At 65.8% G+C, this 21,899-nt stretch carries 20 protein-coding genes; 10 read left to right on the top strand and 10 right to left on the bottom strand.

Going from position 1 to position 21,899, the window contains the following annotated elements; translation table 11 throughout:
* Positions 1 to 20: 20 nt before the first annotated feature.
* From QCE64_RS17080 to QCE64_RS17070, 3 genes are all read right to left on the bottom strand, one after another.
* Complete coding sequence (locus QCE64_RS17080) at positions 21 to 1,250, bottom strand: multidrug effflux MFS transporter (RefSeq protein ID WP_310004996.1); 1,230 nt, start codon at positions 1,248 to 1,250, stop codon at positions 21 to 23.
* A 173-nt stretch (positions 1,251 to 1,423) separates the two neighbouring features.
* Positions 1,424 to 4,594, bottom strand: a complete 3,171-nt coding sequence (locus QCE64_RS17075; RefSeq protein WP_310004994.1) for a PAS domain S-box protein — start codon at positions 4,592 to 4,594, stop codon at positions 1,424 to 1,426.
* Between the two features lie 175 nt (positions 4,595 to 4,769).
* Positions 4,770 to 5,168 carry a VOC family protein gene (locus QCE64_RS17070; RefSeq protein WP_310004992.1) on the bottom strand — a complete coding sequence of 133 codons (399 nt, stop codon included), beginning with the start codon at positions 5,166 to 5,168 and terminating at the stop codon, positions 4,770 to 4,772.
* A 95-nt stretch (positions 5,169 to 5,263) separates the two neighbouring features.
* Between QCE64_RS17070 and QCE64_RS17065 the strand changes: the two genes are divergently transcribed.
* The 5 genes from QCE64_RS17065 to QCE64_RS17045 all read left to right on the top strand — a co-directional run bounded on the left by QCE64_RS17065 (position 5,264) and on the right by QCE64_RS17045 (position 9,620).
* The gene (locus QCE64_RS17065; RefSeq protein WP_309921572.1) at positions 5,264 to 5,968 is read left to right on the top strand and encodes a YafY family protein; all 705 of its coding nucleotides are present in this window, start codon (positions 5,264 to 5,266) and stop codon (positions 5,966 to 5,968) included.
* 198 nt (positions 5,969 to 6,166) lie between these two features.
* Positions 6,167 to 6,982, top strand: a complete 816-nt coding sequence (locus QCE64_RS17060) for an ABC transporter ATP-binding protein (RefSeq protein ID WP_404987406.1) — start codon at positions 6,167 to 6,169, stop codon at positions 6,980 to 6,982.
* On the top strand, positions 6,979 to 7,815 hold the full coding sequence (locus tag QCE64_RS17055; RefSeq protein ID WP_309813872.1) for an ABC transporter permease: 837 nt from the start codon (positions 6,979 to 6,981) through the stop codon (positions 7,813 to 7,815). Before QCE64_RS17060 ends, QCE64_RS17055 begins: the two co-directional genes overlap by 4 nt.
* Before the next feature lie 38 nt (positions 7,816 to 7,853).
* Positions 7,854 to 8,729 carry a TauD/TfdA family dioxygenase gene (locus QCE64_RS17050; protein WP_309921566.1) on the top strand — a complete coding sequence of 292 codons (876 nt, stop codon included), beginning with the start codon at positions 7,854 to 7,856 and terminating at the stop codon, positions 8,727 to 8,729.
* A gap of 3 nt (positions 8,730 to 8,732) precedes the next feature.
* Positions 8,733 to 9,620 (top strand): MaoC/PaaZ C-terminal domain-containing protein, encoded by an 888-nt coding sequence (locus QCE64_RS17045; protein ID WP_310004990.1) that lies wholly within the window; start codon positions 8,733 to 8,735, stop codon positions 9,618 to 9,620.
* Between the two features lie 10 nt (positions 9,621 to 9,630).
* On the opposite strand, the gene fabG is transcribed toward QCE64_RS17045, so the two are convergent.
* From fabG to QCE64_RS17010, 7 genes are read right to left on the bottom strand one after another with little or no spacing between them, the layout of a single operon-like run.
* On the bottom strand, positions 9,631 to 10,383 hold the full coding sequence (gene fabG / locus QCE64_RS17040; protein ID WP_310004987.1) for a 3-oxoacyl-ACP reductase FabG: 753 nt from the start codon (positions 10,381 to 10,383) through the stop codon (positions 9,631 to 9,633).
* 26 nt (positions 10,384 to 10,409) lie between these two features.
* The gene (locus tag QCE64_RS17035) at positions 10,410 to 11,567 is read right to left on the bottom strand and encodes an acyl-CoA dehydrogenase family protein (RefSeq protein ID WP_310004984.1); all 1,158 of its coding nucleotides are present in this window, start codon (positions 11,565 to 11,567) and stop codon (positions 10,410 to 10,412) included.
* A gap of 2 nt (positions 11,568 to 11,569) precedes the next feature.
* Positions 11,570 to 12,778: an acetyl-CoA acetyltransferase gene (locus QCE64_RS17030; protein WP_310004982.1), complete on the bottom strand. Its 1,209-nt coding sequence runs from the start codon at positions 12,776 to 12,778 to the stop codon at positions 11,570 to 11,572.
* Between the two features lie 16 nt (positions 12,779 to 12,794).
* Positions 12,795 to 14,246, bottom strand: coding sequence for an OB-fold domain-containing protein (locus tag QCE64_RS17025; RefSeq protein ID WP_310004980.1), 1,452 nt, complete (start codon positions 14,244 to 14,246; stop codon positions 12,795 to 12,797).
* Between the two features lie 25 nt (positions 14,247 to 14,271).
* Complete coding sequence (locus QCE64_RS17020) at positions 14,272 to 15,150, bottom strand: MaoC/PaaZ C-terminal domain-containing protein (RefSeq protein ID WP_309921547.1); 879 nt, start codon at positions 15,148 to 15,150, stop codon at positions 14,272 to 14,274.
* On the bottom strand, positions 15,147 to 16,046 hold the full coding sequence (locus QCE64_RS17015; RefSeq protein WP_404987385.1) for an SDR family NAD(P)-dependent oxidoreductase: 900 nt from the start codon (positions 16,044 to 16,046) through the stop codon (positions 15,147 to 15,149). The genes QCE64_RS17020 and QCE64_RS17015 overlap by 4 nt, the downstream gene beginning before the upstream one ends.
* A gap of 22 nt (positions 16,047 to 16,068) precedes the next feature.
* On the bottom strand, positions 16,069 to 16,851 hold the full coding sequence (locus tag QCE64_RS17010) for a glutaredoxin domain-containing protein (protein ID WP_309921546.1): 783 nt from the start codon (positions 16,849 to 16,851) through the stop codon (positions 16,069 to 16,071).
* A gap of 160 nt (positions 16,852 to 17,011) precedes the next feature.
* On the opposite strand from QCE64_RS17010, the gene QCE64_RS17005 reads away from it, so the two are divergent.
* From QCE64_RS17005 to QCE64_RS16985, 5 genes are read left to right on the top strand one after another with little or no spacing between them, the layout of a single operon-like run.
* Positions 17,012 to 18,274: an acyl-CoA dehydrogenase family protein gene (locus tag QCE64_RS17005; RefSeq protein ID WP_309921541.1), complete on the top strand. Its 1,263-nt coding sequence runs from the start codon at positions 17,012 to 17,014 to the stop codon at positions 18,272 to 18,274.
* Positions 18,271 to 18,957 (top strand): TetR/AcrR family transcriptional regulator, encoded by a 687-nt coding sequence (locus QCE64_RS17000; protein ID WP_309813904.1) that lies wholly within the window; start codon positions 18,271 to 18,273, stop codon positions 18,955 to 18,957. Before QCE64_RS17005 ends, QCE64_RS17000 begins: the two co-directional genes overlap by 4 nt.
* Positions 18,947 to 20,290 (top strand): AMP-binding protein, encoded by a 1,344-nt coding sequence (locus QCE64_RS16995; RefSeq protein ID WP_309921538.1) that lies wholly within the window; start codon positions 18,947 to 18,949, stop codon positions 20,288 to 20,290. The genes QCE64_RS17000 and QCE64_RS16995 overlap by 11 nt, the downstream gene beginning before the upstream one ends.
* Positions 20,287 to 21,096 carry an SDR family oxidoreductase gene (locus QCE64_RS16990; protein ID WP_310004978.1) on the top strand — a complete coding sequence of 270 codons (810 nt, stop codon included), beginning with the start codon at positions 20,287 to 20,289 and terminating at the stop codon, positions 21,094 to 21,096. Before QCE64_RS16995 ends, QCE64_RS16990 begins: the two co-directional genes overlap by 4 nt.
* On the top strand, positions 21,093 to 21,890 hold the full coding sequence (locus QCE64_RS16985) for an enoyl-CoA hydratase-related protein (protein WP_310004976.1): 798 nt from the start codon (positions 21,093 to 21,095) through the stop codon (positions 21,888 to 21,890). The genes QCE64_RS16990 and QCE64_RS16985 overlap by 4 nt, the downstream gene beginning before the upstream one ends.
* The last annotated feature ends 9 nt before the right edge of the window (positions 21,891 to 21,899 follow it).

The raw sequence follows: 21,899 nt of genomic DNA, 5'->3' as shown, positions 1-21,899 counted from the left end.
AAGCGGCGTACGGCCCGTGTTTACGCCGCCCTGACCGCCGCTTCGTCCCGCGCGGCTCGCTCCAGATGCCGCAGCAGCAGGTTCACCATCACGACCACGGTCACGCCGATCGCGACGAAGAACAGGGCCAGCGGCGCAAGTATCTGCACTGACACGAAGCCGGCCAGTCCCATCATGACGGACGAAACCAGCAGCAGTGCGCAACCGAGAATCGCGCTCGTCAAACCGGCGATATGCGGAAACAGCGAGTTGCCCTTCGCCATGAAGGTCGGATACATGGCCCCTGCACAAAAGCCCATCACGAGCACGGGCAAGGCAAGCGACCACACCGTGAGTCCCGCGGTGAGCGAGAAGAGCAGCATCGCGACCGCGGCGCCTGCCATGATTCGCGAGCCCAGGCGCAAGCGCGTTTCGGCGCTCGGAAAGCGCGGTCCATGCAAACGGTTCGAGAGGCCCCCGAGAAAATACATCATGCCGATGGCCAGCGCGAGATAGCCGAAATAGGTCGGCGGCCTGTGCAACGTGTTCTGCACCATGAACGGCCCGACGATATTGAACACCAGCAGAATGCTGTAGCACAGGCCTTGCGCCAGAAAACAGCTTTGAAACACGGGGCTTGCCAGGACCTTCCCGGCATTGCTGATCAGCGTGCGCGGCGCCAGATGCACAGGCTTGCGTAACGTCTCCTGGTATCGCCAGACGAACCCCCACATCACGATCGAATAGATCAGCAGGAACACCAGGCAGGCTTTCCAGCCCAGCCATTCCTGCAGGTGCGCGCCGATGACCGGCGCGACGATCGGCGCGAACCCCCAGGCAATCGACATGTAGGTGAACGCGTGCAGCAAGCGCTGGCCACTGAACGAATCGGTGATGATCGCCTTGGCAAGCAGATTGGTGGCCGCGATGCCGAAGCCCTGCAGGACGCGCGCGAGGATGAAGGTTTCGAGGCTGTTCGCCGTGAGCGAGAGCAGACAGCCGAGGGTATAGACCACCAGCCCGAAAGCGAGCACGCGCTTGCGGCCATAGGCATCGGCGACGGGACCGAGCACGAGCTGGCCGATGGCGTAGGCGGCCATGTAGCCGGACACGCTCGACTGAATGGCTTGCGCCGACACGCTGAAATAGCGCGCCATCGCGGGCAGCGCGGGCACATAAATGTCGATGGCGAGTTGTCCGGCGGACGCGAACAGGCACACGAGCAACAGCAGAAAGCGCGGCGAATTCTGCCTGGAAGAAGCTTCAGTCATGGGTGGGCGGGGACGAGGAACAGGCGGCCGCGCGCGGACAACCCGCAGTGGCTGGCGCTGCGTATTGTGCCTGCTATCGTTGGCGTCGTCCCAATACCCCTGCTTCAGCCGATGTCGGCCACCGGCATCGAACGCGCCCGTTCCGGTTCATGCAAACGCAACGGCCCCGCGCGTCAGGCCGCCTTTTCCTTCCTCGCCAGCTTCCTGCCCTCTTCAACCCACCCCTCACCCTTCAGCTTCTTCTTCGTCTCCCGCAGCACGCCCGCCAGCTCGGACGCCTTGGTCGCATCGAGCAGCACGAAGTCCCGCAGCGCCGCCGTGGCGTCGATCTCGAAGCAACGCCTGCCGCTCGTCGTCGTTCTGGCGTCGCCCGCCTCGATCCCGGCGATCTCCTCTGCCAGCGGATGAAGCTGTCGCTTGAGCAAGGCGCGAAGGCGCGCGTCAACCATCACGCGGTCCATGCTCCAGGAGGCCCGGTTCGACAGCGCGTTTTCGCCGGCAAGCACGCTATCGGCGACGACCTGAAGACCCATTGCCCTGAGCCTCGCGAGATCCGCGCGCAGGCTTTCCGTGTTCACGCGAGCGGTGCCGCGTTCGAGCCGCAGTTCAAGGCGGTTCGCGTCGACGCCGCTCTCGCGCAGCGCCAATGTCAGCGTCTCGGTGAAGTCGCTCGTCAGAAGCTGCTTGGGGTAGACGGGCACGCAGACCGTCACTTCGGGCAGCCGCGTGGCGAGCTTGCAGGCCTCGCGCAAGACCCATTCTCCGAGCGGCACGACAAGCCCGCTCTGCTCGGCCACGCGCAGATAACTTTCCGTGCCGAGCCGGCCGAGCGTCGGATGATTCCACCACGGCTGGACCTCGACGGCGATCGCGTTCGTGGACGAGACGCGCACGCTGCAGGCGAGATCGAATTCACGCGCCTTGATCGCGATCAGCATGTCATGCGCGAGATGCCGTTCGGTCTCGGCCGAGGTTTCCGCATCTTCGGCGTAGAACGTGTAGGTGCCGCGCTGCTTGCCCTTGGACCGATACAGCGCAACGTCGGCGAAGCGGAACAACTCGTCTTCTTCGAGCGTATCCTGCGGCGTCAGCGCGATACCGATCGACAGGCCCACCTCCAGCCACCGGTCGCCATGAGCGATGGGCTGGGACACCGCCTCGATCAGGCGTTCCGCGAGTTCGACGACCTGCGGCCGCGCCAGGTTCGAGGCAGCAACAACGAACTCGTCGCCACCGATCCGCGCAACCAGCTGCCCTTCCCTCATCTCACCCGTCAGGCGCGCGGCGACAGTGCGCAACACGAGATCGCCCACATCATGGCCGAACGTGTCGTTGATCGGCTTGAAGTGATCGAGGTCGAGATAGAACAGCGCGAGTTCGCTGTCGGTCGCCCTGAGCACCTGGCGCATGAACATGCGCAGGCCGAGCCGGTTCGGCAGGCCCGTCGCCGGGTCGTGCTGGACTTCCTTCTGGGCCCGCGAGAGATCGGCGGCGAGGGACACGTCGGCGGTGATGTCGGCGGCGATCTTGACGATCTTGAAGGGCTTGCCGTTCAGGTCGTAGATCGGGTTATAGGATGCCTGGATCCAGACCTCGGCCCCGTTCGCCGCGATGCGCTTGAATTTGGAAGACAGGAACGTGCCCGCGCGCAGCTCGGTCCAGAAGCGTGCGTAATCCGCATGCGCGGCGGTTTCCTTGTCGACGAACATGCGATGGTGCCGGCCCACCACGTCCCGAAGCGTGTAGCCCATCAGCGTCAGGAAGTTGTCGTTCGCTTCGAGCACGTTGCCGTCCATGTCGAACGAGACCACGCTCTGCGACTTGTTGATCGCGGCGATCTGGCCTTCGTAGTCGCCTTGCCGCAGCTTCTGCTGGGTCACGTCGACGGCGTTCTTGACGACCTTGAAGGTCCGCCCGTTCATGTCGAGGATCGGATTGTAGGAAGCCTGCAGCCAGATCTCGCGGCCATCGCGGCCGAGGCGCTTGAATTCGCCCGCCTGGTACTGACCCGCGGCGAGCGCCTGCCAGAACTTCCGATAGCTTTCGCTGTCCCGCTCCTCCGCCGAAACAAACATCGAATGATGCCGGCCGATAACCTGCGACAGGCGGTAACCCGCCAGGTCGAGAAAGTTGTCGTTGGCGTCGAGGATCGTGCCGTCGATATTGAAGGCGACCACGCTCTGCGACTTGTGGATCGCGGCGATCTGGCCTTGATGATCCGCCTGGCGAAGCTTCTCGCGCGTGACCACCGTTGCGTACTTGACGATCTTGAAGGGCCGGCCGTCCTGATCGAGCACCGGGCTATAGATGGCCTGCAGCCAGATCTCGCGCTTGTCGCGGCCAATCCGCCGGAACTCGCCGCTGCGATGACGGCCGGCGGCCAGATCGCTCCAGAAAATCTCGTAGTCGAGACTGTGCGCGTAGGCCGGATCGACGAACATGCGGTGATGGCGGCCTTCGAGTTCCTCCATCGTGTAGCCCACCGCTTCGAGGAAGTTGCGGTTGGCATCCAGAATGGTGCCGTCGGGCGCAAAGGTCACGATGCACTGCGACTTGTCGATGGCCGCAATCTGGCCTTCGAAATCGGCGTTCTGCTGTTTTTCCGAGGTGACGTCGACCGCATACTTGACGATCTTGAACGGACGACCTTCGAGGTCGAGGATGGGATTGTAGGTCGCACGCAGCCAGACGGCGCGGCCGTCCTTGCTGAAGCGCCGATATTCGCCGGAAGCGTGCAAGCCTTCTCGCAAGCGTTCCCAGAACGCGGCATACGACGGGTCGCTGGCCTCGTCGGCGGCGACGAACATGCGGTGATGCTGACCGACGACTTCATCGAGACCATAGCCGGTCGCGTCGAGAAACTTCTCGTTGGCGTGAAGGATCGTGCCGTCCATCGCGAAGTGGATCACGGCCTGCGAGGTATTGATGGCGGCGATCTGGCCGGCGTCGTCCACGGCCGACATCATGCGGGCGGTCACGTCGCGCACCAGCATCACGATTTCGCCGACCGTGCCGTCCGCGGCCGCGAACGGGATGCAGGAAACCTCGGTCCAGAAAGACGAGCCGTCGCGCTTCAGCTGCTGCATTTCGCCGAAGAACGCTTCGGCGGTTTCAAGGACCGTATCGATCTCGTCCCGCACGGCTGCGCCCGCTGCGAGCGGCCGGAAGATGCTGCGATTGCGTCCGACGAGCTCCCATCCCTGGTAGTCGAAGAGTTCCAGGAAGCGCTCGTTCACGCGAAGGATGCTGCCGTCGGGCGCAAAAGCGATCCGCCCCACGGTTCGCTCCATGGCTTCCGCATCGGCGGGCGTGAAGGAAGACTTGATCGAATTGTGAAGCATCATCACCCCGCCAATATGAGTTGCGGCGACATGTGCTGATGACGGGTTGCAACGGCGTTGGCTTATGCACGAACACGATGATCGCTCAACCCCTTCGCTCAGCACGAACTTTCCGCTTATCGGCACTGAATGGAAAAAGTTGAGCGTAATGACATAACCAATCGACCCAAGGCAGGAACTACTTCCTCGCAAACCTTTGCGATGCTTCCGGCGTAACCGGCGTGAAGAAGTTGATGAGATTGCCGTCGGGGTCACTGAAGAGCAGGGAGCGGTTGCCCCATGGTTGTGTGACGGGCGCCTGCTCGATGCGAGCGCCCATTGCCTGCAGCTTCTCGTAGTCGGCGTCGGCGTCCTCCACGCGGAATTCAATGATGACCGAGCGATTGCTCGCCGCCGTCGCAGCGCCGGCAAAGAACTGCTGCATCGTCCGGGTGGTGCCGATCGCCAGCGTGCAGGACGGCGACCTGAGTTCTGCAAACTCGTCGGCCAGCCACGTGGCGGTCAGGCCGAGCTGTTCATAGAAACGGACGAGCCCGGCAATGTCGTCGGTGATAATGCGGGTTGAAACGAAGTCCATGTTTTCCTCCGTGATGGGATCGCACCAGAATGGTGTGCGACGTCACGGCCATCCTACAAAGGTGCTGTTGCCACCGTGTTGTCAGCAGCGAACGCATGCGCCGATCCGACCGCCTCTTCCAGCTCATCCAGATCCTGCGACGCGCACGGCGTCCCGTCATCGCGCGTAGTCTCGCCGAGGAACTCGAGGTGTCGACCCGCACGGTCTACCGGGACATCGCGGACCTGATGGCGCAGCGCGTGCCGATTCGTGGCGAGGCCGGGACAGGGTATGTTCTCGATCGTCAATACGACATGCCGCCTTTGATGCTGACCGCCGAGGAACTGGAGGCGGCCGTGCTCGGCGCACAATGGGTGGCGCAGCGTAGCGACGCCGTGCTCTCGCGGGCAGCGAACGACCTCATCGCGAAGATCGCGGCCGCGGTGCCCGACCATCTCCGGCCCTTCATCGCAGACCCGACGATCGGCGCGGTGGCGCCGCTCACGGTCTCCGCCGACACGCTCGACATGAGCCGCTTGCGCGAGTCGATCCGCGACGGCCGCAAGCTGCGGATCCGCTATCGCGACGAAGCAGAACGCATGAGCGAGCGGACGATCTGGCCGCTAATCATCGGCTATGCGGATGCCGCGCGTCTGCTGGCTGCCTGGTGCGAGTTGCGGCAGGCCTTCCGACACTTCAGGACCGACCGGATCGTGAGCATCCACTTCCTCGATGAACGGCACGGCGAACGCAGGCTGATGCTGGTCGCGCGCTGGAAGCGGTATATGAAGGAATCGCGTGGCGTGGATCTGTCTCCTTAGACAACCGCGCGTCATGACTGACGGGCCCGCCCCGCCCGCGTAAACACCTACCCGCTTCTATTGACGCCCAACATACGCGTCAGTATGATTTCCCTCAAGACATACTCATGAGTATGTATTTGAAGATGCCACTTCGCCCGCCAGCCGGGCTTCCTCGTTGTCTGATGTTCAAGGAGAGCTTCCGCCGTCATGGATCGCATGCCCACAATGTCGCTCTCCGGCAGCGAGCCGCGTGCGCCGCTCCCCGCCCTCATCCAGATCGACGGTCTGCAGAAGCATTACCGCACCCGCAGCGGCGATTCGGTGCAAGCCCTCGGTCCCATCGACCTGACCATCGACCGGGGTGAATTCATTACCGTCGTCGGTCCCTCGGGATGCGGCAAGTCCACGCTTCTCAAGATGCTGGCCGGTCTCATCCCGCGTACTTCCGGCACCATTCGCGTCAATGGACAAGCCATCGACGGTCCGCAGCGCGATATCGGCGTCGTGTTCCAGAGTCCGGTCCTGTTGCCGTGGAAGACCACCTTCGACAACGTCATGCTGCCCGCCACGGTGCTCAAGCTCGATCGCGAGGCGACCGGCGCGCGTGCCAGGCAATTGCTCGACATGGTCGGTCTGGCCGATTTCGCAAACCGCTATCCGAACGAGCTGTCGGGCGGCATGCAGCAGCGCGTTGCGATCGCCCGCGCGTTGGTGCACGACCCGGCCGTGCTGCTGATGGACGAGCCCTTCGGCGCGCTCGACGCCATGACGCGCGAAACCATGAACGTCGAAATCCGGCGCATCTGGCGCGAGTCCGGCAAGACGGTGCTGTTCGTCACGCACTCGATTCCCGAAGCGGTGTTTCTCGGCAGCCGCGTGCTGGTGCTGTCGAGCCGTCCGGGCTGCATCGCTGAAATCGTCGATGTCGAGCTGCCCGCGCAACGCGATCTCGATGTCATGACCACCGAACGCTTCGGCTCGTACACGCGCCGCATCCGTCAACACTTCCAGGCCAAGGGATTCATAGAATGAGCGCCGAACTCGCGATTCCGCATTCGCCGCCGACGCCGCGCCGTCAGGCATTCGCCATGTTGAAGCAACATCCGGAATGGATCTGCGTGCCGGCGCTGTTCGTGCTGGTCGTCGCCGTGTGGGAAATCGGCTTCATGCTGGCAGCGGTGCCCATCTACATTGCGCCGGCGCCTTCCGACATCTTTCACGCGCTCGTCAACGGCCTCTCGTCCGGACTCTTCATCAGCAACGGCCTGACCACGCTCGCTGAAGCGCTGCTCGGCTTCCTGCTGGCGACCATTCTCGGCATCATGCTCGGCGCGGTGATCGCGCAATCGCGCTTCGTCGAGAAGACGCTCTACCCCTATCTGATTGCCATCCAGACCACGCCGAAGGTGGCGATCGCGCCGCTCTTCATCATCTGGTTCGGCTTCGGCATGACGTCGAAGGTCATCATGGCGGCGGTCGTCGCGTTCTTTCCGATCCTGGTCAACGTGATCGTCGGGCTGCGTTCCACCGATATCTCCCGCATCGAACTGATGCGTTCCCTGCAGGCGAGCCGCTGGCAGATCTTCACGATGGTGCGCCTGCCGAGCGCCGCGCCGATGATCTTCGCCGGCCTGCACATCGCGGTCATCTTCAGCGTGCTGGGTGCGATCGTCGGGGAATTCGTCGGCTCGCGCAAAGGGCTGGGCAATCTCATCATGCAGTTGAACAACAACCTCGACACCGCCGGCGTGTTCGCTGCGCTCGTCGTGCTGTCCGGGATGGGCATCGTGCTGCATCTGCTGATGCACATGCTGCAGAAGAAGCTGTTGTTCTGGTCCGAGCAGCAGCAGATCGCGCAGGTCTGATCGCACCCGGTCCAACGTCACATCACACGGATTCCATCATGACGTTCACGTTGAAACCTCTTGCGTCGGCGATCGGCGCGGAAGTGGTCGGGCTCGATCTGCGCACAGCGATCGACGACGACACCATCGCCGCGTTACGCGACGCCTGGCATCGTCATACGATCCTGCTGTTTCGCGGCCAGTCGCTCGATCATGCGCAGCATGTTGCGTTCAGCCGCCGCTTCGGCGCGCTCGACGATCACGCTTCCATTCCGCGCTTCCGGCATCCGGAGCATCCGGAAATCCTGCTGGTGACCAATCACGAAGCGGGCGGCAAGCGGCTTGCGGTGGGCCGGCAATGGCACTCCGATCTGTCGACCACCACGCGTCCCGCCAAGGGTTCGCTGCTGTATTGCTCGGTGCTGCCGCCGGTCGGCGGCGACACCATGTTCTGCAACATGGTGCGGGCGTGGGAGACGCTTTCGCCTGGCCTTCAGTCGATGCTCGACGGCCGCTGGGCGCTGCATGACATGACCATCGCGCGCGAGACGCGGGCGAACCGCACGCCGGAAGATCTCGCCGACATTCGCCGGCGCAACCCGCCCGTGTTTCAGCCGGTCGCGCGCGTGCACGACGAAGCAGGTCACAAGGCGCTCTACGTGAGCGAGATGACGACGGTTTCCTTCGAGGACATGACGCGCGCCGAAAGCCGGCCATTGCTCGAGTACCTGTATCAGCACAGCGTGCAGCCGGAGAATGTCTATCGGCACCGCTGGCAGGTCGGCGATCTGATGATGTGGGACAACCGCAGCGCCATGCATATCGCGCTATCCGACTACGACCAGACGCAGCCGCGCATGATGTATCGCACCACGCTGCTCGGCAATCCGAGCGGACGCGTCGCCGAAGAAGCGGCGCTCGCGCTCGCCGCCTGAAGCATGCCTGCACACGCGCCGCTGGATCCGGCGCAACTGCTGAACTGGCCGATCGACGCCCTCTCGCAGCGCTACACCGCCCGTGACGTCATGTTCTACGCACTGTCACTGGGCATCGGCCAGGCGCCGCTGGACCCGGCACAACTCGCTTACGTGTATGAAGAAGGCCTCGCTGTATTGCCGGCCTTCGCCACCGTCCTCGCCGATCCGGGCCCCTGGCTCGGCGATCCGCGTCTCGGGCTCGACTGGCCCGGCATGCTGCATGGTGCGCAGCGCATCGAGCTTCATCGTCCGCTGGCAACCGCTGCACATGTGCGCAGCGAAAGCCGTGTGGTGACCGTGGAGGATCTCGGCCGCGAGCGCGGTGCGCGCGTCGTGACGAGACGCAAGCTGTTCGATGCCGACGATGGCGCGCCCATCGCCACGCTCGACATGACTTCGATCCTGCGCACCCATGGAGGATTCGACTCCACTCCTCGCGTGCGTGAGGCAGCGCAACGCGACGAGCGTAAAGCCGCAAGCCGTCATGCATTCGACTACACCGTGCCGCCGCAAACCGCGCTTCTGTTTCGCCTGAACGGCGACATGAACGGCCTGCATGCCGATCCCGCCATTACCCGCGCGGCAGGATTCGCGCAACCCATCCTGCATGGCATGGCGAGCTTCGGCATCGCGGGCTACATGCTGTTGCGCGCGCTCGAACGGCACGCCGTCGAACTCCGCGAAATGGAAGCGCGTTTCAGCGCGCCCGTGTTTCCAGGGGACACGCTGCGCATCGAAGCATCCAGCCGTACCTCCGTCGAAGGCGATCACCTCTCTTTCGACGTGTTTGCCCTCGAACGCAACGTGAAGGTCATGACGCGCGGGGCCGCGCGCTTCGGCCCCGCCTGACGCCCGAGTCTCAGTACCGGCCGCCGGAGACGTGCAGGAGATCGCCGCTTACATAGCTCGCGCGTTCGGACAGCAGGAATGCCACCGCATCCGCGACATCGGACGGGTTGCCCATGCGCGGCACCGGCGTGGTCTTCTCGGCGGCTTCGCGCACCTTGTCGTAGTGAGGCAGATCGCGCACCGCCTGCGTGTCGATGATGCCCGGCGCGATCGCATTCACGGTCACGCCAAAGCGCCCGTTCTCCAGCGACATCGCCCGCGTGAAGCCGATCAGTCCTGCCTTGGCCGCCGAGTAGTTCGCCTGCCCCGGATTGCCCAGATGCGCACGCGACGAGATATTGACGATGCGTCCCCACCGCTGGCCTTCCGCCGTCATGTGCGGCAACACGGCGCGCGTACACAGGAAGGCGCCCTTCAGGATGACATCGACAACGCTGTCCCAGTCGCCGACGCCCATCTTCGTGATGCGCATGTCGCGGGTGAATCCCGCATTGTTCACGAGCAGGTGCACGCTGCCCCATGTGTCCGCCACCGCCTCGACCATGTCGTTGACCGATGCTTCGTCGGTGACATCGACGGCATACGCGCGCGCCTCCACGCCCATCGTCTGAAGCTTGTCCGCTTGTGCCCCCGCGCCGGCTCCATCGCGATCGACCACCGCGACGCGCGCGCCTTCCATCGCCAGACGCTCGCCGATTGCCGCGCCGATGCCGCGCGCCCCTCCGGTGACGATCGCCACCTTGTCCCTGAGTCCGAGATCCATTCCGCCGTTTCCCTGTTTTTATGAAGTCATGACGCCGCGGCACGCCGGGCGAGTTCCTTGCCGATGATGATCTGCTGAATCTGCGTCGTGCCTTCGTAGATGCGGAACAGCCGCACGTCGCGGTAGAAGCGCTCCACGGCGCTGTCGCGCATGTAGCCCGCGCCGCCGTGAATCTGCACGGCGCGATCCGCGATGCGGCCGACCATCTCCGAGCAGAACAGCTTGCAGCACGACGCTTCGAGCGAGACACGCTCGCCCGCGTCATACCGGCGGGCGACGTCGCGCAGCATGCATTCGGCAGCGTAGAGATCGGTCTGGCTGTCGGCGAGCATGGCCTGGATCAGCTGGAAGCTGGCGAGCGGCTCGCCGAACTGCGTCCGTCCGACCGCATACTGCGTGGCCTCGTGAAGAATGCGCCGCGCTTGGCCGACACACACCGAGGCAACATTGATGCGGCCGCGATCGAGCGACTTCATGGCCGTCACGAATCCCCGGCCCGGTTCGCCGCCGATGATCGCGCTCCGCGGCACCCGCACGTTTTCGAAGTACACGTCCGCCGACCAGGCGCCCGCCTGACCCATCTTCTTGTCCTTCGGGCCAACGGTCACGCCCGGCGTATCCGCCGGCACGAGGAACGCGGTGACGTGCGCGTTCTTCGGCAGCCGTTCCGGATGCGTGCGGGCCATGACGAGAAACAGCCCCGCAACCGGCGCATTGGTGATGTAGCGCTTGCTGCCGTCGATGACCCAGCTGTCGCCGTCGAGCACCGCGCGCGTGCGCAGCGCCGCGCTGTCCGAGCCCGAATCGGGTTCGGTGAGGCAGAAGCTCGTGATGACTTCGCCGCTCGCGATCTTCGGCAGCCAGTGATCCTTCTGCGCCTCGGTTCCGTCCATCAGGATGCCTTGCGAGCCGAGCCCGAGATTGATGCCCACCGCCGAGCGGAAGGCCGCCGAGGCCCACGTCAGCTCGATGATGATCTCGATCTCTTCCGCGCAGACGAGCCCGAGGCCGCCGTACGCTTCGGGCGTCGAGAGTCCGAACAGGCCCATCTGGCGAAAGTCGTCGAGGATGCCAGGCGGAATGCGGTCTTCTTCAGCGACCTGCTGCTCCAGCGGCACCAGCTTCTCGCGCACGTAACGGCGCACGGAGTCTTTCAGTTGTTCGAGGGTTTCGCGGTCGAGCATCGTCAGGCTCCGGCCAGGCCGACAATCGCGACCGCACTGACGTTCTGGTTCGGCATGCCGCCGAGGTTGTGCGACAGCGCGAGCACCGGCGGCTTGCGCACCTGCCGCTTGCCGGCGCGGCCCAGCAATTGCAGATAGTTCTCGTAGATCATGCGCAGTCCCGATGCGCCGATCGGATGCCCGAAGCACTTCAGCCCGCCGTCGATCTGGCATGGATTGGCGCCGTCCGCGTCGAAGCGGCCGTCGAGCACGTCGCGCCAGCCTTCGCCGGGCTCGCTCACGTGCAGATCTTCCATCGTCACGAGTTCGGTGACGGAGAAGCAGTCGTGGACTTCCATCAGGCTCAGTTGCTCGCGCGGCTTCGTGATACCCGCTTCGTCGTAGGCGCGTTGCGCGGCAATACGTGTGGTATGGAAATAGCTGCCGTCCCAGCCCGCGCCCTGCAGTTCCCAGCCGTTCGATACCGCGAGTTGCAGCGCCTTCACCGTCACGAGCTCGCCGCCCTTGCCGAGCGCGCGGGCGATCTCCGGCGTCGTGACGATCGCGCAGGCCGCGCCATCCGACACGCCGCAGCAGTCGTACAGGCCGAGCGGCTCGGCGACCATCGGCGCGTTCAGCACGGTGTCCATGTCCACGGCACGGCGCAGATGCGCCTTCGGATTGTTGACGCCGTTCGCATGGCTCTTGACCGAGACGTGCGCCATGGCGCGTTTGAGATCGTCACGCGAGACGCCATGCCGCGCGCGATAGGCGCCGGCAAGCTGGGCGAAGTTGCCGGGCGCCGATCCCACCACGCCGATCATGTCGAACGTGGTGCCGCGCGTGCGCACCGGCAGGCCGCCGTAGCCCGTGTCCTTCAGCTTCTCGACCCCAAGCGCGAGCGCGATGTCGGCCGCGCCCGAAGCGACCGCATAGACCGCGCCGCGAAAGGCCTCGGTGCCCGACGCACAGTAGTTCTCCACTTTCGTGACCGCAATGTCGTGCAGCCGCAGCGCCATGGCGAGCGGAATGCCCGACGGCCCGATGTTCATCGCGTCGAAGCCCACCGACAGCCACGCCGCGTCGATCTGCGCGGTCTCGACGCCCGCATCGGCGAGCGCCTCCGTGTAGGCCTCGACCATGAGATCGTCGGCATCGTCGTTCCAGCGCTCGCCGAAGCGCGCGCAGCCCATGCCGAGTATCGCTACCTTGTCCCGAATGCCTTTGGGCATGTTGATTCGCTCCTTGTCAGGCGGGCATCGCCTTCCAGAAATATTTGACGAAGCCGCGCCGCTCATCGACGGACTTGATTCGAAAGCTCATGCGCATGGCCCGGCCGACCTCGATCTGAGCCGCATCGGCGTCCGTGAACTCCGCCAGCATGCGGCCGCCGCCGTCAAACTCGACCATGCCGTAGCAGCCCGGTGGATCCGGCGTGAAGGCCAGCCGGTCCGCCGTGAAGGTCAGCACGCGCGCGGTGCGTTCGGCGAGCGGATAAGGTTCGAGCGTCGCGCTGCGCGCATCGTGCGATCCCACGGCGATGCCGGTCGGCGGGTACTGCACCGCGCCGCTTTCCGGATCGCGCCCGCCGACCAGGCCGAGCACCGCCGACCGGTTGCGATACAGCGCCGTGAGCGGCTGCTTCTGCTCGAACTCGGCGCGCATGCCCGTGTCCAGGCCGATGCCGCCCGTGAAGAACAGATACTTGAGGTAGTTCGCTTCGGGCTTGCCGCGCGCGAGCCAGCCCGACACGCCGCGCTTCGTCGCGTTCGTCTGGGCGGCGATGGCGGGCGTGGTCTCGAAGATCAGCACGTCCGCGCCCTGGCCGAAGCCGAGCAGCACGATCCGCTCACCCGGCTGCGCGCGTTCGAGCGCATGCGCCAGCAGCACGAGCGGCTGCGCGCAGCCGGCATGACCGAGCGTGGCGCCGAGCGTGTCCACGATGGCGCTCGCCGGCACGCCGCAGGTCCGCGCCAGCGCTTCGGCGACGCCACGCACCGGAATCGGCACGATCAGCCGATGCACGTCCTCGCCGGCCAGGCCGAACTTCGCGAGCGCCTGCGTCAGCGCGTCGCCGGCAATGCGGCCGTAGCCTTCATCGCGGACCCAGCGCGCTTCCCAGCCGTAGTCGAAACTGGCGTCGCTGCCGCGGAAATGATCGACGAAATCGACCGAGACCGAATGGCTGCCGATGAAGCGCGCAATCGCTTCGCCGCGACCCAGCACAAACGCGGCGGCGGCATCGCCGTTGATCAGTTCCGCCTCCGAGGCAGGCTTCGCGGCCGCGCGCTCGGATGCGATGCAGAGCGTGTGCGCGGCATCGGCCGAGGCTACCCCGCGCAATGCCTGGATCAGCGCGCCCGTGCCCGCTTTCTGGCTGCCGGTGATGTCCTGGGTGAACACGTCGTCGGCGAGATTGAGTGCTTCCTTCACGATGCCGGCATTCTGACGGTCCGCGAACGGCAGACTCGTCGAGGCGAGCATCAACGTGCCGATTTCCCCGCGCGCCGCTTCGGGGGCGGCGTCGCGGGCGGCTTCCACCGCGAGCGTGAGCGCGTCTTCGTCCCAGTTCGCCATCGCCCGCTCGCCTTTGCCATGCGCCTTCAATGCCGGCGCGAACCACGCGTGCGCCGCGCTCACCGACGCGCGTTGCAGGCGCAGACGCGGAACATACGCGCCGCAAGCCAAGATTCCAATCATTGCTGTATCCGTCAGGTTGAAGGCTTCAATGCCATTGAAAGCGGCCATTGCCGAGGACGACCGCATCGCGTTCCGCGACGCGCGCGACGAACGACGCCTCGCCCGCGCCAGTGACCCAGATGTCGGTGACGATCGTCTCGCCCGGATAGACCGGCTTCGAGAAGCGGCAGTCCATGCGCGAGAAGCGGACGGCGTCGCCGTCGCACAGGGCGTCGGTCAGCGCGCGCGCCGCCACGCCGTAGGTGCACAGGCCGTGCAGGATGGGCCGCGCAAAGCCCGCCGATTCGGCGATATGCGGATCGATATGCAGCGGATTGCGATCGCCGCTCAGCCGGTACAGCAACGCCTGATCGTCCCGGGTGGCAAGCGCGACCGACTTGTCCGGCGCGCGTTCCGGCAGCGCGTGCGGCGTTGGCGCCGCATCGTCATGCGGGCCCGCCGAGCCGCGTCCGCCGTCGCCACGCAGAAAAGTGGCGCGACGCTCGGTCGCGAGCAACTGGCCGCTCTCGCTCGCATACAGGTCGCGCCGCGAGTACAGCAGCGCGCCCTTGTCGGCGCCCTTGTCGACGATGCGCTCGACCCTCAGCACGCTTCGGATGCTGCCTTCGCAAGGCAAGGGCGCGAACACTTCCAGCGACTGCTCCGCGTGCAGCACCTTGCGCCAGTTCACGCCGTATTGCGGTTCCTTCAACCAGAAGCCGGGCCAGGCGAGCACCACTGCCATCGTCGGGCAGACCTGCAGCCGGTCTTCGTAGACGTATCGCAAGGTGGAAGCCGAGGTCGCCGCATCGCTGCCGACACCGATGCCCAGCGCATACAGCATCACATCGCGCACATCATGCGTCGCGACGGTCTCGCGCGGCGGCGCTGCCACGAGGCGCGCGGGTTCGAACGCGGCGTTCATGCCGGATCCCACGCGAACACATCCGATGAGCGCTGCAAGGGCTGCAAGGTCGGGCGGAACGCGGGCAGCAGATCCGAGGCGAGCGTATCGACACTCCAGCCTTCGGCACGCTGCATCGAACGCACCGGACGCGGCAGGGAAAACAGGAAGATTTCGTTCTTGCGCGCGCAGAACACCTGCCCGGTGACGTCCTTCGCCAGGTCGGAGCACAGGAACGCGGCAAGCGGCGCCACCTTGTCGGCGGACATGGTCTTGAGCCGCTCCACGCGCGCCTTGTCCGCTTCGGTTTCCGCCGGGATCGATGCCGTCATGCGGCTCCACGCGAACGGCGCGATGCAGTTGGAACGCACGTTGTAGCGCTGCATGTCCAGCGCGATCGACGTGGACAGGCCGACGATACCCATCTTCGCCGCCGCATAGTTCGCCTGGCCCAGGTTGCCGACCAGCCCTGACGTCGACGTGAAATGAACGAACGCGCCGCTGCCCTGCTCCTTGAAATGAACGGCCGCCGCTTTCGATACGTAGAAATAGCCGTTCAGATGCACATCGACGACGTCGCGCCATTCGGCATGGCTCATCTTGTGGAACATGCGGTCGCGCAGAATGCCGGCGTTGTTGACCACGGCATCGATGCGGCCGAAGTGCTGCACCGCATCCTCGACGATGGACGTCGCGCCCTGCTCGTCGGCGATGCTGGCCGCATTCGACACCGCGCGCCCGCCGGCCTTTACGATCTCCTCGACCACCTCCGCACCAGGATTCGGCTCGTTGCCATCCGCACCGCCATAGTCGTTCACGACCACCGCCGCGCCCTCGCGCGCACACAGCAGCGCAATCTCCCGGCCAATGCCGCGTCCCGCCCCCGTTACCGCCACTACCTTGTCGATCAGGTTCACGTCGTCTCCGTTGTTGAAGGCATTATTTGTCGTCGTCCCACGCTTTTTCGGGCAGCGGCAGGCCGGCGAGGTCGGCGGGCGTGAACGGCTCGCGGACCGCATGGCCTTGCGCCTCGATTACGACCGTCAGTTGCCGCGCGTGCTGCATCGCATGCCAGGTTGTGCGTTCGAGCACTTCGTGCAGGGATTGCTCGCCCCAGTAGGTGGGCTGCATGGCAGAGAAGTCGTCGTCGCGATGCATCTGCCACCAGCGGTTGAAGCGCGCGAGCACCGCTTCCCCGTAGGTCAGTACGTCCTGGCCCGGCACCACTTCATGCGTGCCGCGCATCGTCATTTCGTAGGTGAGTTCGCGCTGTTCCTCGACCGCTTCGAGATACGCCTCGACCACGCGGAATACGTGATGAGCCAGCCCGCGCGGCGGCGCCCAGCTGTTGCGGAACGGACCGTCGAGCACGTCGTCCGGCAACTGCTTCACGAAGCCAAGCGCCTTCATGATGGTGAGGTTGACCCGCTCCGCCAGCGTGGCGGGCGTCAGCCGCGTGTCGTCGGGGATATCGAGTTCGAGGAAGGTCTTGATGTCCGCAAGCGACTGGCAATACACATAGCGCGTCCCGATCGCGAGCACCGGCACGCTGCGGGCGCCGAGACTGCGCAACTCCTCCATCGCGCCCGCCTGCGCCGCCACGTTCACCGATTCGAACGCGATGCCATGCCGCGTCAGAAACTCCTTGGTACGCAGACAGCTTGAACAACCCGGCGCCCAGAACACCCTGAGCGGCTGTGCAGCCGTTTCCTGTGCGTGCATCGCGTGTCTCCTGTTGATCGGTTTGCAGCCTCCGGGGCGGGCTTTCCCTGCCCTGCGCGCTGTTGACCGAAAACATACTCGTTAGTATGATGCGTTGACCGAGCATACTACACAGTATTTTTTTGGGTCAACCGTTTCGAACCTGGCAGGGTCCTGGCGAATGAATATTTCCGAACGCGCAGCCGTTGCAGCAGAGAGTGAAGAGAGGGCGCATGAAGAGCCCGCAAACGGCGCCACGCGCGGCATCCGTCCGACGCGTGAAGTCGTGTGGCAGCCGCAGTTGAACGCTGCGGAAGCGCATTGGCGCGATCTTGCCGCTGAGTTGTCTGCCACGTACTTCGCACCGCTTGCGGCCGAGATCGATGCGAGTCAGCGCTATCCGCTCGAGACCGTGCAGCGCCTGCGCGACAGCGGCATCGCCAGCATGGTGCTGCCCGCGCGCCACGGCGGCGGCGGCGCGAGCCTGGTCGCGTATTGCGCGGTGGTGGAAGAGATCGCGCAGACCTGTGCTTCGACGAGCGGCATCGTCGCCACCATTCAGCTCGGCGCGGCGCCGCTCCTGTTGCTGCGCGACGAGGCGCTCAAGAGCGAACTGCTGCGCGGCCTCATCGAGCGCGGCGAAGCCATTTCGTTTGCGTTGAGCGAACGCCACGCGGGCTCCGATCCCGCGTCGATGCAGACCCTCGCGACGCCTGAAGACGGCGGCTGGCGCATTCGCGGCGAGAAGTGCTGGATCGGCGGCGGCGGCGCCGCGCACTGGTACGTCGTGTTCGCGCAGACCCAGGCGGGCGCGGGCAAGCACGGCATCGCCGCGTTTCTCGTCGATGCAAAGGCGCCCGGCGTCGACGACAGCCAGCTCGAAGACAAGATGGGCATGCGCGGCACCCGCACCGCGACGATCGAACTCGATACCTGGGTCGCACAGGCGCGCATGCTCGCGCCGCCAGGCGATGGCCTGCGCATGGCGTTCGGCTCGCTCGATGTGGGCCGCATCGGCGTGGCCGCGCAGGCTTGCGGCATGGCGCTGGCCGCTTTCCGGCTGGCCGTGGAGTATGCTGCGAAGCGGCGCACGTTCGGTCAGTTGCTGATCGATCATCAGGCGCTCGGTTTCAATCTCGCCGATCTCGCGGCCCGCCTGTCCGCAGCCCGCGCCCTCACCTACGAAGCGGCGCGCGCCCATGACAACGGCCTCGACGTTTCCGTGCTGGCCGCCCAGGCCAAGCTGATCGCGAGCGAAACGAGTCACGACGTGATCGATGCCGCGCTGCAGATCTTCGGCGGCGCGGGTTACGTGAAGCCGAATCCGGTGGAACGTCTGTACCGCGACCAGCGTGTCACTGAAATCTACGAGGGCACTTCCGAGATCCAGCGCCTGCTCATCGCGCGCGCGATCCGTGCTCAGGCAACAGGAGAATCCGCATGACGGTCGAAGTCGAATCCCGCCCGGCGCGCAGCCGCGCGGCTCAGCCGAAAGCATCGAAGTCCGCCGACGACGACAGCAGCAGCGTCGCCCAGATCCTGCACGCGGCGGCGAGCGCGTTCATGCTCAAGGGCTACGCCGCCACCAGCATCGACGATGTCGCCGAGGTGCTCGGCTGCACCAAGGGCCGCATTTATCACCACTTCAAGAGCAAGGCCGACCTGTTCTTCCAGGTGCACGGCGCGGCCATGCAGATGGTCACGAACGCGGTCGCCACGGCGGCGGAAGGCGTCGCCGATCCCATCGCCCGCATTGCCGCGATGTCCCGCGCGCACGTGCTGATCATCATGAGCAACATCGAGTTCCAGTGCGTGGTCGTGCAGGGTCTCGACATGCATCTGCACGGCCAGACCACGCCGGCGCAGCGCAAGGTGCTCAAGGAGTTCCTGGCCATGCGCGACCGGTATCAGGCCTTGTTCGTCGGCGCGATCGAAGAGGCGATGGCGGCGGGGTCGTTGCCGCAGCAGGACACGCACGTCGTCGTGAAGGCGCTGCTCGGCGCGCTCAACTGGACGACGATCTGGTATCGCCCGCGCCGCACCGAAACCGTCGCGGAGCGCAATGCCACCGCCGACAGCGTGGCCGCATTCTGCGTGCGCGGACTGGGAGCGACGTATGCAGGCTGACACGCTCACGCCGACGGATACGCCGCGCGACGCCTGCGAGACCTGGACGCGTGAAGCAATCGGCGCCTATCAGCTCGGGCGCCTGCGCGAGCAGCTCGACTACGTCGGCGAGCACAGTGTGTACTACCGTCGCCTGTTCGCGGAACACGGCTTTCGCGCGGCGCAGCTGACGAGCCTCGACGATTTGCGCGCGCTGCCGTTCACCCGCAAGCGTGACTATGTGGATTCGATCGGCCGCGTGCCGCCTTATGGCGAGTTCCAGGCCGCCGCGCCCGCCGACGTGCGGCGCATCCACTTTTCCTCGGGCACCAGCGGCGCGCCCGCACCGCAATACTGGACCGAAGCCGACCTGGATCGCTGGGCAGGCCTGTACGCACGCTATGCCCATGCGCAGGGCGTGCGGCCCGGCGACGTCTACCAGTGCCTGTTCGGCTATGCATGGTTCGTCGGCGGCCTTGGAGCGACAGCGGGCTACCAGAAGCTCGGCGCGACCTGCATTCCCGGCGGCAGCGCCGACTCCGAAAGACAGATCCGCTCGATCTTCGAATATGGCGTCAGCGTGATTACCGCGACGCCTTCCTTCGTCGCGCATCTGGCCCAGACCGCGCGTTCGATGGGCCTCGACGCACGCGAGTCTCCGGTCCGGCACATCATGCTCGGCGGCGAGACCGGCGCGAGCGTGCCGGCCACGCGCGAGCGTCTCGAAGCCGAATGGAACGCGAAATGTTTCGATGCGTACGGCAGCCTCGAATTCCAGACCATCGGCCAGGACTGCCATGTACAGAGCGGCCCGCATCTCGCGGAAGACTTCGCGTACGCGGAAATCGTCGATGACGAGGGTCAACCGGTTGCCGACGGCACGCCGGGCGTGCTGGTGCTGACGCATCTGGACAAGCAGGCGGGTCCGCTCGTGCGCTGGTGGACCGGCGATGTCGTCGTGCGCGACAGCAGCCGCTGCGCATGCGGACGGACGCACGCGCGTCTGCCCGGCGGCGTGCGCGGCCGTGCCGACGACATGCTGGTCATCCGCGGCGTCAACGTGTTTCCCTCGTCGGTCGAGCAGATCGTGCGCGGCTTCGAGGGACTCAGCAGCGAGTATCAGATCGTGCTCGATCCGTCCGTATGCGATGCCCGCACCGGCTTCCTGACCGGCTTCCGCTTGCGCGTCGAACTGGAAGGCGCGCCACTCGGCGCGGACGTGGCGGAACGGCTCGCGCATGAGATCCGCGAGAAGCTGCAAGTCCGCGCGAGCGTCGATATCGTGCCGGCCGGAAGCTTGCCGCGCAGCACGCACAAATCGAAGCGCGTGGTCCGCGAAGGGCTCGACACGTGAATGCGTCCGCGCCGGTCCTCGCCCCGTCCGCACTGCGCGGCAAACGCATTTATGTGACCGGAGCGGGCTCGGGCATAGGACGCGCCATTGCGTGCCGGGCCGCGGCGCTGGGCGCCACGGTCGGCGGTTGTGGCCGGCATGCCGAAGGCCTTGCCGAGACCGGCCGCATGATCGCGAACGCGGACGGTACGTTCCTTTACGACATCTGCGACGTGCGCGACGCCGAGGCCCTGCGCTCCGTGCTGCACGCCTTCGCGGGCGAACACGGCCTGGACGGCCTCGTGAACAACGCAGGCGGCCAGTTTGCCGCGCGCGCCGAACAGATCTCGCCCAAGGGCTTCGCGGCTGTCGTCGATCTCAACCTCAATGCGGTATTTGCCGCATCGCGCGCCGCGCACGACGCGATGCCGCGCGGCGGCGCAATCGTCAACCTGTCGATCTGTCCCGCCGAGCGCGGTGGTCTCGGGCTGGCGCATGCGGTCGCGGCGCGCAGCGGCGTGGCCGGACTGACGCGCGCGCTCGCGCTGGAATGGGGCGGACGCGGCATTCGCGTGAACAGCGTGGCTCCAGCGGCGGTGGAAACAGAAGCGTTCGTCGCGTCCTATGGCGCCGCTGCAAGCCGAGCGCTCGGCGCCGCGACGCCGCTCGGCCGCAATGCGAGCGTCGGCGAGATTGCCGAACTCGTGGCGTTCCTGCTGAGCGATGCGGCAGCGCTCATCACCGGACAACTGCTGCGCATCGACGGCGGCGCGTTTCTCGGCGCGCCGCTGGACCTTCGCCCCGTGCACGAGGAGACATTGGCATGAGCGACGAAACCACAAGCGACACAGGCGCTTCCGTGCGCTGCGAACGGCATGGCGCTGTCCTGCTGATCCGGTTGAACCTGCCGGACAAGCGCAATGCCCTCGCGGCCGAACTGCGTGAAGGCCTGATCGCGGCGCTCGAGTCCGCGCAGCAGGACGAAGCGTGCCGCGCGATCGTCGTCACGGGCAACGGTACGAGCTTCTGTGCGGGCGGCGATCTCGACGGCCTGCGCGATCACGATCCGCTCAACGTGCGTGCGCGCATGAGGCGCGGCCAGCAGCTGATCCGCCTGATCGCGGCCGGCGACAAGCCGGTCATCGCCGCCGTCAACGGCGCGGCGCACGGCGCGGGACTGTCGATCGCGGCGGCGTGCGATTTCGTCGTCGCAAGCCAGACGGCGAAGTTCGGCGCCGTGTTCGGCAAGCTCGGCCTGATGGCGGACTTCGGTCTGCTGTGGACGCTGCCGCGCCGCATCGGCATGGCGCAGACCCGGCGCGTGCTGTTCGCGAGCCGCGTGCTCGATGCCCGGGAAGCGGCCACGCTCGGCCTCGTGGATCAGCTTGCCGAACCCGCTGCGCTGCTCGCCGATGCCCTCGCGCTCGCCGAGTCGTTCTGCGACGCCGCCCCCGTCGCCGTGGCGATGACGAAGGCCGCGCTCGCCAAGCCCATCGAGTCCCTGGACGCCGCACTCGCGCTCGAGCTCGAAGGCCAGACCCTGCTCTTTTCCACCGAGGATTTCGTCGAAGGCCGCAGCGCATTTCGTGAGCGCAGAACGCCGCAATTCAGAGGCCGCTAACAGACACCA

The sequence above is a fragment of the Caballeronia sp. LZ043 genome (genome assembly GCF_031451075.1).
GTDB lineage: Bacteria > Pseudomonadota > Gammaproteobacteria > Burkholderiales > Burkholderiaceae > Caballeronia.
This window is presented reverse-complemented; position numbering and strand designations above follow the sequence as displayed.

Excerpts from the sequence above, each read along its gene's own strand:
- QCE64_RS17080 (WP_310004996.1), bottom strand. The coding sequence starts at position 1,250 with ATGACTGAAGCTTCTTCCAGGCAGAATTCGCCGCGCTTTCTGCTGTTG.
- QCE64_RS17075 (WP_310004994.1), bottom strand. The coding sequence starts at position 4,594 with ATGATGCTTCACAATTCGATCAAGTCTTCCTTCACGCCCGCCGATGCG.
- QCE64_RS17070 (WP_310004992.1), bottom strand. The coding sequence starts at position 5,168 with ATGGACTTCGTTTCAACCCGCATTATCACCGACGACATTGCCGGGCTC.
- QCE64_RS17065 (WP_309921572.1), top strand. The coding sequence starts at position 5,264 with ATGCGCCGATCCGACCGCCTCTTCCAGCTCATCCAGATCCTGCGACGC.
- QCE64_RS17060 (WP_404987406.1), top strand. The coding sequence starts at position 6,167 with ATGCCCACAATGTCGCTCTCCGGCAGCGAGCCGCGTGCGCCGCTCCCC.
- QCE64_RS17055 (WP_309813872.1), top strand. The coding sequence starts at position 6,979 with ATGAGCGCCGAACTCGCGATTCCGCATTCGCCGCCGACGCCGCGCCGT.
- QCE64_RS17050 (WP_309921566.1), top strand. The coding sequence starts at position 7,854 with ATGACGTTCACGTTGAAACCTCTTGCGTCGGCGATCGGCGCGGAAGTG.
- QCE64_RS17045 (WP_310004990.1), top strand. The coding sequence starts at position 8,733 with ATGCCTGCACACGCGCCGCTGGATCCGGCGCAACTGCTGAACTGGCCG.
- fabG (WP_310004987.1), bottom strand. The coding sequence starts at position 10,383 with ATGGATCTCGGACTCAGGGACAAGGTGGCGATCGTCACCGGAGGGGCG.
- QCE64_RS17035 (WP_310004984.1), bottom strand. The coding sequence starts at position 11,567 with ATGCTCGACCGCGAAACCCTCGAACAACTGAAAGACTCCGTGCGCCGT.
- QCE64_RS17030 (WP_310004982.1), bottom strand. The coding sequence starts at position 12,778 with ATGCCCAAAGGCATTCGGGACAAGGTAGCGATACTCGGCATGGGCTGC.
- QCE64_RS17025 (WP_310004980.1), bottom strand. The coding sequence starts at position 14,246 with ATGATTGGAATCTTGGCTTGCGGCGCGTATGTTCCGCGTCTGCGCCTG.
- QCE64_RS17020 (WP_309921547.1), bottom strand. The coding sequence starts at position 15,150 with ATGAACGCCGCGTTCGAACCCGCGCGCCTCGTGGCAGCGCCGCCGCGC.
- QCE64_RS17010 (WP_309921546.1), bottom strand. The coding sequence starts at position 16,851 with ATGCACGCACAGGAAACGGCTGCACAGCCGCTCAGGGTGTTCTGGGCG.
- QCE64_RS17005 (WP_309921541.1), top strand. The coding sequence starts at position 17,012 with ATGAATATTTCCGAACGCGCAGCCGTTGCAGCAGAGAGTGAAGAGAGG.
- QCE64_RS17000 (WP_309813904.1), top strand. The coding sequence starts at position 18,271 with ATGACGGTCGAAGTCGAATCCCGCCCGGCGCGCAGCCGCGCGGCTCAG.
- QCE64_RS16995 (WP_309921538.1), top strand. The coding sequence starts at position 18,947 with ATGCAGGCTGACACGCTCACGCCGACGGATACGCCGCGCGACGCCTGC.
- QCE64_RS16985 (WP_310004976.1), top strand. The coding sequence starts at position 21,093 with ATGAGCGACGAAACCACAAGCGACACAGGCGCTTCCGTGCGCTGCGAA.